At 40.4% G+C, this 11,022-nt stretch carries 9 protein-coding genes; 8 read left to right on the forward strand and 1 reads right to left on the reverse strand.

All coding sequences use genetic code 11. The annotated features are described in order from the left end of the window. The 8 genes from ACFCYJ_RS19295 to ACFCYJ_RS19330 all read left to right on the forward strand — a co-directional run bounded on the left by ACFCYJ_RS19295 (position 1) and on the right by ACFCYJ_RS19330 (position 8,788). On the forward strand, positions 1-1,278 hold the full coding sequence (locus ACFCYJ_RS19295; protein ID WP_376075940.1) for a dihydroorotase: 1,278 nt from the start codon (positions 1-3) through the stop codon (positions 1,276-1,278). Further along, on the forward strand, positions 1,278-2,378 hold the full coding sequence (locus ACFCYJ_RS19300) for a carbamoyl phosphate synthase small subunit (RefSeq protein WP_376075942.1): 1,101 nt from the start codon (positions 1,278-1,280) through the stop codon (positions 2,376-2,378). Before ACFCYJ_RS19295 ends, ACFCYJ_RS19300 begins: the two co-directional genes overlap by 1 nt. Next, positions 2,371-5,568 (forward strand): carbamoyl-phosphate synthase large subunit, encoded by a 3,198-nt coding sequence (gene carB, locus ACFCYJ_RS19305; protein ID WP_376075944.1) that lies wholly within the window; start codon positions 2,371-2,373, stop codon positions 5,566-5,568. The genes ACFCYJ_RS19300 and carB overlap by 8 nt, the downstream gene beginning before the upstream one ends. A gap of 1 nt (position 5,569) precedes the next feature. Continuing rightward, complete coding sequence (locus ACFCYJ_RS19310; RefSeq protein WP_376075946.1) at positions 5,570-6,343, forward strand: dihydroorotate dehydrogenase electron transfer subunit; 774 nt, start codon at positions 5,570-5,572, stop codon at positions 6,341-6,343. After that, positions 6,340-7,254, forward strand: coding sequence for a dihydroorotate dehydrogenase (locus ACFCYJ_RS19315; protein WP_376075947.1), 915 nt, complete (start codon positions 6,340-6,342; stop codon positions 7,252-7,254). Before ACFCYJ_RS19310 ends, ACFCYJ_RS19315 begins: the two co-directional genes overlap by 4 nt. Beyond that, positions 7,251-7,955, forward strand: coding sequence for an orotidine-5'-phosphate decarboxylase (pyrF, locus tag ACFCYJ_RS19320; RefSeq protein ID WP_376075949.1), 705 nt, complete (start codon positions 7,251-7,253; stop codon positions 7,953-7,955). Before ACFCYJ_RS19315 ends, pyrF begins: the two co-directional genes overlap by 4 nt. Positions 7,956-7,957: 2 nt before the next feature. Further along, on the forward strand, positions 7,958-8,587 hold the full coding sequence (gene pyrE, locus ACFCYJ_RS19325) for an orotate phosphoribosyltransferase (protein ID WP_376075951.1): 630 nt from the start codon (positions 7,958-7,960) through the stop codon (positions 8,585-8,587). A gap of 66 nt (positions 8,588-8,653) precedes the next feature. Further along, positions 8,654-8,788: a hypothetical protein gene (locus ACFCYJ_RS19330; RefSeq protein WP_376075952.1), complete on the forward strand. Its 135-nt coding sequence runs from the start codon at positions 8,654-8,656 to the stop codon at positions 8,786-8,788. A 321-nt stretch (positions 8,789-9,109) separates the two neighbouring features. Here ACFCYJ_RS19330 and ACFCYJ_RS19335 read toward each other — a convergent pair whose 3' ends face one another. Next, on the reverse strand, positions 9,110-10,639 hold the full coding sequence (locus tag ACFCYJ_RS19335) for a cardiolipin synthase (RefSeq protein ID WP_376075953.1): 1,530 nt from the start codon (positions 10,637-10,639) through the stop codon (positions 9,110-9,112). Between the last annotated feature and the right edge of the window lie 383 nt (positions 10,640-11,022).

Below are 11,022 nucleotides of genomic sequence, written 5' to 3' on the forward strand. Positions count from 1 at the left end.
ATGACAAAAATTCTTCAAAATGTACAAATGGTAAATGAACAAGGCGAGCTATATACAGTAAATATCGCTATGGCAGATGGCAAAATTACTGCAATAGGTCAAAACGTAGATGTAGCAGGCGCAGAAGTAATCGAAGGAAATGGTTTAGTTGTTGCACCAGGCTTTGTCGATGTTCACACACATTTACGTGAGCCGGGCTTTGAACATAAAGAAACAATTGCTACAGGTTCAGCATCAGCAGCAAAAGGTGGCTTCACAACAATTTGCGCGATGCCAAATACGAAACCAGTGCCAGATTCAGTAGAAAACATGCAGCTGATTAACGGACTTATTAAAGAAAGTGCAGCTATTCGAGTACTTCCATACGGCTCATTAACAAGGGACATTTCAGGTGAGGTTCGTACAAATATTGAAGAATTAAAAGCACATGGGGCTGTCGCATTTTCAGATGATGGTGTTGGGATCCAGCTTGCTTCAACAATGTATGAGCAAATGAAAGATGCAGCACAGCACGATGTGGTTGTTGTCGCACACTGTGAAGATAACTCATTAATTTACGACGGTGTGATGCATGAAGGGAAACGTAATCAAGAGCTTGGTTTACCAGGAATTCCATCGATTTGTGAATCTGTGCAAATTGCACGAGATGTTCTACTGGCAGAAGCCGCTGGAGCACGCTACCACGTATGTCACGTATCAACGAAGGAATCTGTACGTGCAGTACGTGATGCGAAAGCAGCAGGAATTCGCGTCACGGCAGAAGTTTGCCCACACCATTTATTACTTGAAGAAATGGATATTCCATCAGATGATGCAAACTGGAAAATGAATCCTCCATTACGTGGAATAGATGATAAAGACTCACTTCACGCAGCGTTGCTAGACGGTACAATCGATTGTATCGCTACAGATCATGCTCCACATACAGTAGAAGAAAAATGCTGTGGCATGGTAGGCGCACCGTTTGGCATTGTAGGCTTTGAAACAGCCTTCCCATTACTTTATACACAGTTTGTAGAAACAGGGAAATGGACGTTAAAACAGTTGATTGACTGGATGTCTGTAAAGGCAGCTCAAATATTTGATTTACCATATGGCACATTAGAAGTTGGAGCTTCAGCAGATATGATTTTAATTGATTTAAATAAAGAGCAAACAATTGATGCAGAAGGCTTTGTATCAAAAGGACGCAATACACCATTCAATGGTTGGACTGCAAAAGGATGGCCAGTCCTTACAATTTTTGAAGGCAATATCGTATACCAGGAGGCAGAGTAATGAAAAAACGTTTACTTATTTTAGAAGATGGCACAGTATTTACAGGTACAGCGTTCGGTAGTGAGCGCGCTTCACAAGGTGAGGTTGTATTCACAACAGGGATGACAGGATATCAGGAAACAATTTCAGATCCTTCATTCTACGGACAAATCGTAACGTTAACTTACCCTTTAATCGGTAATTACGGTATTAACCGTGATGATTTTGAATCGATCACACCGGCTATTCGTGGATTTGTAGTTCGTGAATTAGCAAAAACACCTTCAAACTTCCGCTGTGACTTAACAGTAGATGAGTACTTAACATCCAAGGATATCCCGGGGATTGAAGGAATCGATACACGAAAATTAACACGCATTATTCGCAGTAAAGGGTCAGTAAAGGCTATTTTAACAGCGGCTGATGAAGAAGTGAATGTGGATGAAATCGTGGCAAAATTACAGGCAACACCAGCGATTACACATCATGTTCGTGAAGTTTCACCGAAAGCAGCCTACCCATCACCAGGTCGTGGCAAACGCGTCGTATTAATTGACTATGGTATGAAGCACGGTATCCTTCGTGAGTTAAACAAACGTGATTGCGACGTACTCGTTGTCCCTTACAATACTTCGGCAGAAGAAATTTTAGCGTGGCATCCAGATGGCATTATGCTATCAAACGGTCCAGGTAACCCTGAAGACGTAGCAGAAGGCATTGAAACAGTACGCAATTTAATTGGAAAAGTGCCAATGTTCGGTATTTGCTTAGGTCACCAAATCTTCTCGCTAGCATGTGGTGCACGAAGCTTTAAATTACCATTCGGTCACCGTGGTGGTAACCATCCAGTAAAAGATTTACGCACAGGTCGTACAGATTTAACATCTCAAAATCATGGTTATGCAATCGACATCGATTCATTAAAAGGTACAGATTTAGAAATAACACATATCGCATTAAATGATGGTACTTGTGAGGGTGTGCGTCACAAGAAATATCCAATCTTCACAGTGCAATATCACCCAGAAGCATCACCGGGTCCAGAGGATTCAAATCACTTATTTGATGAATTTATCGAAATGATGGAAGTAGAAGCAGGGAAGGGGAAACAACATGCCTAAACGTACAGATATTGAAACTATTTTAGTAATCGGATCAGGTCCAATCGTAATCGGACAAGCAGCAGAATTTGACTACGCAGGAACACAAGCTTGTCTTTCTTTAAAAGAAGAAGGCTACCGCGTTATTTTAATAAACTCAAACCCTGCGACAATTATGACAGATACAGAAATTGCCGACAAAGTATATATTGAGCCAATTACACTTGAGTTTGTATCACGAATTCTACGTAAAGAGCGTCCAGATGCTATCCTGCCAACACTTGGTGGTCAAACTGGTTTAAATATGGCGATTGAATTAGATAAATCAGGAATTTTAGATGAGCTTGATATTGAAATTCTTGGTACAAAATTAGAAGCGATCCATAAAGCGGAAGACCGCGATCTTTTCCGTAATTTAATGTATGAGCTAGGTGCTCCAGTACCTGAATCAGATATTATCCATAACTTAGACGAAGCGAAAAACTTTGTAGCGAAAATTGGCTACCCAGTAATTGTTCGTCCTGCCTTCACACTTGGCGGTACAGGTGGCGGTATTTGCTACAACGATCAAGATCTAGAGGAGATTGTTACATCTGGTCTAAAATATTCTCCAGTAACACAATGTTTACTTGAAAAATCGATTGCTGGTTATAAAGAAATCGAATATGAAGTAATGCGTGATGCTGCTGACAACGCCATCGTTGTATGTAACATGGAAAATGTTGACCCAGTTGGGATTCATACTGGTGACTCTATTGTAGTGGCACCTACTCAAACACTCTCAGACCGTGAAAACCAAATGTTACGTAATATCTCTTTAGATATTATCCGTGCACTGAAAATCGAAGGTGGCTGTAACGTACAATTAGCGCTTGATCCATATAGCTTTAATTACTATGTGATCGAAGTAAACCCTCGTGTATCACGTTCATCAGCGTTAGCGTCAAAAGCAACAGGCTATCCTATTGCAAAACTAGCAGCAAAAATTGCGGTTGGTTTAACATTAGATGAAATCAAAAACCCTGTAACAGGTTCAACATATGCTTGCTTTGAGCCAGCTCTAGACTACATCGTGGCGAAAATTCCACGTTGGCCATTCGATAAATTCGAATCAGCAAAGCGTAATCTTGGTACACAAATGAAAGCGACTGGTGAAGTAATGGCACTTGGTCGTACATTTGAGGAAGCTATGCTAAAAGCAGTGCGCTCTCTTGAAACAGGTCAAGTTCACTTAGAGCTGAAACATGCAGAAGAAAACACTGATTCTTGGATTGAAAAACGTATCCGTAAAGCAGGTGACGAGCGTCTATTCTTCATCGGTGAAGCACTTCGTCGCGGTGTAACTATTGAGCAAATCCATGAATGGTCTGCCATTGACTTATTCTTCTTAAATAAATTCAAAAACATCGTAGATATGGAGCAAACACTTGCTGACAATAAAGACGATAAAGAAGTGTTACGTACAGCAAAACGACTAGGCTTTGCAGATAAGAAGATTGCTGAGCTTTGGGAAACAACACCAGAAGAAGTATATGCATATCGTAAAGAAAATGGCATTATCCCAGTATACAAAATGGTTGATACATGTGCAGCGGAGTTTGAATCTGAAACACCATACTTCTATGGCACATATGAGGATGAAAACGAATCGATCAAATCAGACAAGCCATCAGTTATTGTACTTGGTTCTGGTCCAATCCGCATTGGTCAAGGGGTTGAATTCGACTACGCAACAGTACACTCAGTATGGGCAATTCAAGAAGCAGGCTACGAAGCAATTATTATTAACTCAAATCCAGAGACAGTATCAACTGACTTCTCGGTTTCAGATAAATTATACTTTGAGCCATTAACAATCGAAGACGTTATGCATATTATCGACCTTGAGCAACCAATTGGAGTAGTTGTACAATTCGGTGGTCAAACAGCTATTAATCTAGCTGATAAATTAGCTGCAAATGGCGTGAAAATCCTAGGTACATCTCTTGAAGATATCGACCGTGCGGAAAACCGAGACAAATTCGAGCAAGCGTTACGTGAATTGAACATTCCACAGCCACTAGGTCAAACAGCTGTATCAACGGAGGAAGCACTTGCTATTAGTGAACGCCTAGGCTTCCCGGTACTAGTTCGTCCTTCATACGTACTAGGTGGACGCGCAATGGAAATTGTCTACAACGAAGAGGAATTACAACATTATATGGAGAACGCGGTAGAAGCATCTCCAGATCATCCAGTATTAGTAGACCGCTACTTAACGGGTCAAGAAATTGAAGTAGATGCCATTTGTGACGGTGAAAATGTCTTAATACCAGGTATTATGGAGCATATCGAGCGAGCAGGGGTTCACTCTGGCGACTCTATCTCTGTATACCCGCCACAAAAATTAACACAAGCGCAAAAAGATACGTTAGTGGATTATACAACTCGCCTTGCAAAAGGTCTTGGCATCATAGGCTTAATGAACATTCAATATGTTATTTCACAGGGCGAAGTATTTGTCATTGAGGTGAACCCTCGTTCATCTCGTACAGTACCGTTCTTAAGTAAAATTACAAACATTCCGATGGCGAATATTGCAACGAAAGCAATTCTTGGGAAATCAATCGTAGAACAAGGCTATCCAACAGGTTTAGCGCCAGAGCAAAATGGTGTCTTCGTGAAAGTGCCAGTATTCTCATTCGCTAAATTACGTCGTGTTGACATTACACTAGGGCCTGAAATGAAATCAACAGGTGAAGTAATGGGGAAAGATGCAACATTAGAAAAAGCACTTTACAAAGGTTTAGTTGCAGCAGGCATGGAAATTCGCACAGAAGGCACAGTATTGTTCACTGTGTCCGATAAAGATAAAGAGGAAGCAATTGCACTTGCAAAACGCTTCTCAACAGTAGGCTATCGTATTGTCGCTACTGAAGGTACAGCTCAAGCGTTTGAAGCGGCTGGCGTACGCACAGATGTAGTTGGCAAAATCGGTGCAAAAGGTGAAACATTAATCGATTTAATTCAAAACGGTGAGGCACAGCTTGTAGTCAACACATTAACGAAAGGTAAGCAACCGGCACGTGATGGCTTCCGAATTCGCCGTGAGTCTGTAGAAAACGGCGTACCTTGCTTAACTTCATTAGACACAGCTGAAGCGATGGTCCGTGTTATTGAATCAATGACATTCACAGCAGAACAAATGCCAAAAGCGGAGGTAGTACATTAATATGATTCGTCAAGAGAAAATGACGGTCGTCTCTCAAAAGCAAATTGCGACAAACATTTTCGAATTGACACTTCGTGGAGAACTGGTTCAGGATATGACACCTGGCCAGTTTGTCCATGTAAAGGTGTCAGATTCAATGGAGCCGCTTTTACGTCGACCAATTAGTATTGCAAACATAGATAAAGATAACAACGAATTTACAATGATTTATCGTGCGGAAGGTCGCGGAACAAAAGTGTTAGCGACAAATCGTGAAGGACAGCTAGTCGATGTTCTAGGTCCAATCGGTAATGGGTTCCCAGTAGAAGCAGTAAAAGAGGGAGGCACAGCCCTACTAGTTGGTGGAGGAATTGGAGTACCTCCATTACACGAGCTTTCCAAGCAATTGAACGCACGTGGTGTTAAAACAATCCATGTGCTTGGCTTCCAAACGGAAGATGTATGCTTCTATGAGGAAGAATTCAGTGCCCTTGGAGAAACGCATTATGTAACGGTTGACGGATCTAAAGGAACAAAGGGCTTTGTGACAAATGTTTTAGAGTCCCGAGCACCTGAATTTGATGTCTTTTATTCTTGCGGTCCGCTACCAATGTTAAAAGCACTTGAAGGCTTTTATCCAGAAAAAGAAGGTTATTTATCATTTGAAGAGCGTATGGGCTGTGGGATCGGTGCTTGTTTTGCATGCGTATGTAAAACAACAGATCAAGTAGCAAAAGACTATGTCAAAGTATGCTCTGACGGTCCAGTTTTCCCGAAAGGTACGGTGGCATTATGAGTCGTTTAAACATTCAATTACCAGGTTTAGATTTAAAAAATCCAATAATGCCAGCTTCCGGTTGCTTTGGCTTTGGACGTGAATATGCACAGCTTTATGATTTATCAAAGCTCGGCGCTGTTATGATTAAAGCTACGACTGTGGAAACACGTCCCGGCAATCCAACTCCGCGCGTCGCAGAAACAGCAGCAGGGATGTTGAATGCCATTGGTTTACAAAATCCCGGAATCGATAAAGTAATGAATGAAGAATTGAAATTTCTAGAAGCGTATGATGTGCCAATCATTGCAAATGTTGCTGGTACGGAAACAGAAGATTACGTGGAAGTAGCACGTCGTATTTCAACTGCACCAAATGTTAAAGCATTAGAGCTTAACATTTCTTGTCCGAACGTTAAATGTGGTGGTATTCAATTCGGTACAGACCCTGCAACTGCACGTGAGCTAGTGAAAGCTGTCAAAGCTGTTTCTGAAGTGCCTGTATACGTGAAATTGTCTCCTAACGTAACGAATATCGTAGAAATTGCACAAGCTGTTGAAGCGGGTGGTGCAGATGGCATTACAATGATTAATACACTAATCGGTATGCGTCTAGATGAGCGTACTGGTAAGCCAGTGATTGCCAATGGTACAGGCGGCTTATCGGGTCCTGCCGTAAAGCCAGTGGCGATTCGCATGGTCTATGAGGTGTATAAGGCTGTCAATATTCCGATTATTGGGATGGGTGGTGTGACAGAAGCGCAGGATGTTATAGACTTTATGTCGGCCGGCGCATCGGCAGTTGCTGTTGGAACAGCAAACTTTGTGGATCACTTCGTTTGTCCAAATATAATTGATGAACTACCAGCAAAGCTCGATCAATTAGGAGTAGAGCATATTTCAGATATTATCGGAAGGAGCCATCGTTCATGAATACAAAACCAATACTTGCACTAGATTTTCCTGGAGAAACAGAAGTATTCAGCTTTCTAAAGCACTTTAACGAGCCTCTTTTCGTGAAAATTGGTATGGAATTATATATGCAGGAAGGGCCGGATATTGTACGCAAGGTAAAAGATCTAGGTCATGATATTTTTTTAGATTTAAAATTACACGATATTCCTAATACAGTGGGTTCTGCTATGAAAGGTCTAGCAAAATTAGGGGTAGATTTAGTCAACGTTCATGCGGCAGGTGGACGTCCGATGATGGAGGCAGCACTAGAGGGGCTTGAAGCCGGTACGCCTGTAGGACGTGAACGTGCGGCATTAATTGCCGTAACACAGCTGACTTCTACAACAGAAAAGCAAATGCAAGCAGAGCAAAAAATTGCTTTATCTCTACAGGAATCTGTATTACATTACGCAAGCTTAACAAAACAAGCTGGTTTAAATGGTGTTGTCTGCTCCGTACATGAGGCAAAAGCGATTGCTGAAGCATGCGGTGAAGATTTCTTACGTGTGACACCTGGTATCCGATTAGCAGGTGGCGACGCACACGACCAAAAGCGCATTGCAACACCAGACGGCGCAAAATGTGACGGTTCTTCGTTAATCGTCGTTGGACGTGCCGTTACAGGTGCACAAGATCCAGTAGCAGCATATAAAATCGTAAGTGAATTATGGGAGGCATAAATATGACATTACAAAATGAAATCGCACACGCTATGTTAAAAGTAGGCGCAGTCGAATTAAATCCAACAGAACTATTCACATGGGCATCAGGCATTAAATCTCCAATTTACTGTGATACACGCCTAACAATTTCTGACCCTGTAATTCGTAAGCAATTAGCAAACGGTCTAGCATCTTTAATTAAGGAAAACTTTGGACCAACAGAAATCGTAGCAGGTACAGCAACAGCAGGCATTCCACATGCTGCTTGGGTAAGTGATATTTTAGAATTACCTATGGTTTACGTGCGCTCTAAAGCAAAAGAGCATGGCCGTGGTAACCAAATCGAAGGAAAATACGCAGCAGGTCAAAAAGTTGTAGTCGTAGAAGATATCGTTTCTACAGGCGGCTCATCGATTACAGCTGTAGAAGCCTTACGCGCAGCAGGCTGTGAAGTACTGGGCGTTGTTTGTGTCTACACTTACAATCTTCCACGTGCTGAACAAGCATTCGATGAGGCGGGCATTAAATATGTATCTCTAACAAATTTCGATTATTTAATAGAAGCAGCTAATGAATCAGGCGCTATTCAAGAAGAAGATATTCCATTCTTAAAAGACTGGCATGGAAAATTAAAAGCAGGAGAGCTTTAACTTCTTTCAGCGGGTGTTCAAACACCCGCTGAAATAAAGGAACTCAGTCTAAAAACGCCACGTCCTGTGGCAATTTATCTGTGCGAAAGCGAAGCGGCAGCAACAGGGTTTTATCTGTGCGAAAGCGAAGCGGCAGCAACAGGGTTTTATTTGTGCGAAAGCGAAGCGGCAACAACAACAACAACAACAACACACGACTGAGTGACCAACATCATGTTGGCCCTCGTGCAGGCCTAAGCACAAAGTCGATTCCGGACGCAATTATGCCGAGGCATAATTGATTTAATAAAGGGTGGTATGAATTTTTTCATACCACCTTTTCATTTGTTGAAAAACTATTGCCTCAAACTAAATAAAGTAGGGCTCTTCGGCAAATCAACCAATTCACATGACATCCCAACTTTTTAGTTTTATCGAAACACTTTCAGGAATTATCGACCAACTTTTCATTTTTATCGACATCCACCGTCCAAAGAGCAAAAAAGGATTCATACACAAAACTGTGTATGAATCCTTTTAAATTTACAGTAGCGGAGAAATGAGTCGCGTAAGAGATTCAAGCATGCGTTTTTGAATACTTCGCTTTTGAAATGACGCCCATGTAATTTCTATGGAGTCTTTAAAATCTTGTACGAAATCATTTTTAATATCTAGAACCGTTTTAGTTTCATATAGGACAGCAATGAGTTCGTAATTAAGCTCAAAACTACGAATATCCATATTTGCTGTACCAATTGTTGCAACTTCATCATCAACAAGTACAATCTTAGCATGCATAAAAGCATCTTTAACGCGGTAAATGGAGACGCCCGCTTTTAAAAGTGGTGTAAAGTATGATTGGGATGCTTGATCACTAATGATGCTATCGCCTTTTCCAGGATATAAAATACGGACATCTACGCCGGAAAGTGCACTCAAACGTAATAAAGTTAATGTTTCCTGATCAGGAATGAAGTACGGAGTAGCAATCCAAATGGACTTTTTTGCAGAGCCCATAATTTTCAATAAAGCATTACGAATACTTGTATCTTCTGAGCTAGGTCCACTCGCAACGATTTGTACGGCACCTTCTGCCTGATGAGCGCCTTGACTTGGAAAGTATGTGCTATCCATAAAGTGATTCCAAGATTCAGTATTTAAACTACTCGTGGCATAGAGAAAATCTTCTAGGAAAATGGCCTGCAGTTTATATAAGGCTTTTCCTTCTATTTTTAAATGGCTATCACGCCAAATGGGAAACTTCTTCGAACGACCAAGATATTCATCTCCGACATTGAGTCCGCCTGTAAAACCAATTGTCCCATCTACAATCACAATCTTACGGTGGTTACGATAATTGACGGTTTCTAATAGCCACGGCGAAAGAATAGAATCAAATTCGACTACTTCAATTCCCACGTCTTTCATTGGTTGTAAGAAACTCCTACGCAATTTACTACTGCCAAGTCCATCGTAAAGAAAGCGTACGAGCACGCCAGATTTTGCTTTTCTTATTAAGGCATCTCGAATTGTTGTACCGATTTCATCTGAGCGATAAATATAGTATTGAATATGAATATGATGTGTTGCATTTTCAATCGCTTGTAGGATTTCGGTAAATGTTTCATCTCCGTTTGTTAAGAGTTTTGTTGCTGTATCATTAGCAACAGGACCACCGCCAAACTTTTGTATAACTTGGGTCAAATAGGTGGATCGTTCATTTAAAGGGGAAGAGGGTTTTAAATTAAAACTTCTTCCTGCTAAAATTTCACGGAATAACTTCCTTTTTTCTTCTGAACGAGATAAATGTTTCTTTCTTCTCCAGCGACTTCTTCCGAATAGCAAGTACAAAAGTACACCGATAACTGGGAGAATGGCTAATACTAAAAACCAAGCCAATGTACTTTGCGGGGAACGATTTTCAATAAAGATAACGAAGGAAATCCCTATAATTGTGATAGGTAATAGTATGCCGATTAAGGTATATAAGGAAATAACAGACTTATTTAAGAATATGATCATAATTACTGCTATTGTAAATACAAATAGCAATTGGACAACGCGATTTTTCATATGTATACATTTCACCTATTCTTTCTTACATATAATCAAGAGAAAATTGTACGTTAATAGTTTTATGATAAATTGTTTTCTTTTTATTTACAATATAGACATTTCTGCACCAACGTATAGAGTTACGTTTCTAATAATGAGCAGATCAACCTCGCTACATCAAGTAGCTATTATTATTACCAGTTAGATACTTCCATATAAATGAATAATTAATCTATTTTAATAGTCTTTAATTTGAAGTTTTTAGAATATATTACCTTTATTTTTGCATATACTATTTAAAAAGCTAATATTTTTTGGGGAAGAATATAATCAAGATGTACGTAAATGATTAAGAAAAAAGAAATAAAAAAAATTACTTTTTCAGTATATTGAAATTAGTG

This window comes from Lysinibacillus sp. NPDC056232, assembly GCF_042267565.1.
Classification (GTDB): domain Bacteria; phylum Bacillota; class Bacilli; order Bacillales_A; family Planococcaceae; genus Lysinibacillus.

Coding starts and splice junctions, on each gene's coding strand:
- ACFCYJ_RS19295 (WP_376075940.1), top strand. CDS start 1: ATGACAAAAATTCTTCAAAATGTACAAATGGTAAATGAACAAGGCGAG.
- ACFCYJ_RS19300 (WP_376075942.1), top strand. CDS start 1,278: ATGAAAAAACGTTTACTTATTTTAGAAGATGGCACAGTATTTACAGGT.
- carB (WP_376075944.1), top strand. CDS start 2,371: ATGCCTAAACGTACAGATATTGAAACTATTTTAGTAATCGGATCAGGT.
- ACFCYJ_RS19310 (WP_376075946.1), top strand. CDS start 5,570: ATGATTCGTCAAGAGAAAATGACGGTCGTCTCTCAAAAGCAAATTGCG.
- ACFCYJ_RS19315 (WP_376075947.1), top strand. CDS start 6,340: ATGAGTCGTTTAAACATTCAATTACCAGGTTTAGATTTAAAAAATCCA.
- pyrF (WP_376075949.1), top strand. CDS start 7,251: ATGAATACAAAACCAATACTTGCACTAGATTTTCCTGGAGAAACAGAA.
- pyrE (WP_376075951.1), top strand. CDS start 7,958: ATGACATTACAAAATGAAATCGCACACGCTATGTTAAAAGTAGGCGCA.
- ACFCYJ_RS19335 (WP_376075953.1), bottom strand. CDS start 10,639: ATGAAAAATCGCGTTGTCCAATTGCTATTTGTATTTACAATAGCAGTA.